Here is a 432-nt window from a genome sequence, read left to right as displayed (position 1 = left end):
ATACGACGGGCGTCGACGAATGGTCGCTGATGGCACCGACCTTCGTGCAGGGGATCGCGATGGCGGGCTTCTTCATCCCGCTCGTATCGATCACGCTGTCCGGCCTGCCGGGCCACCGGATTCCGGCCGCGTCGGGCCTGTCGAACTTCGTGCGGATCATGTGCGGCGGCATCGGGACGTCGATCTTCCAGACCGCGTGGGACCATCGGAACAACTTCCATCACGCGCAGCTCGTCGAGCAGGCGAACCCGTACAACCCGACGTTCAACCAGGCGGTCACGCAGATGGGGCAGCTCGGGTTCACGCGCGACCAGGCGCACGGGCTCATCAACAACATGGCGACGCAGCAGGCCGCGCAGTTGGGCGTGAACGATCTGTTCTACATCTCGGCGGCGATCTTCGTGCTGCTGATCGCGCTCATCTGGATCACGA

1 pseudogene is annotated in these 432 nt (G+C 64.4%); it reads left to right on the top strand.

From position 1 onward, the window contains the following. A pseudogene (locus J5M58_RS27185) lies at nt 1-432 on the top strand (hypothetical protein); the annotation flags it as partial.

The organism is Pseudomonas sp. 32_A (genome assembly GCF_017490905.1).
GTDB lineage: Bacteria > Pseudomonadota > Gammaproteobacteria > Pseudomonadales > Pseudomonadaceae > Aquipseudomonas > Aquipseudomonas inefficax.
Note: the sequence above shows the minus strand (reverse complement) of the source record. Positions and strands in the feature narration are given on the sequence as shown.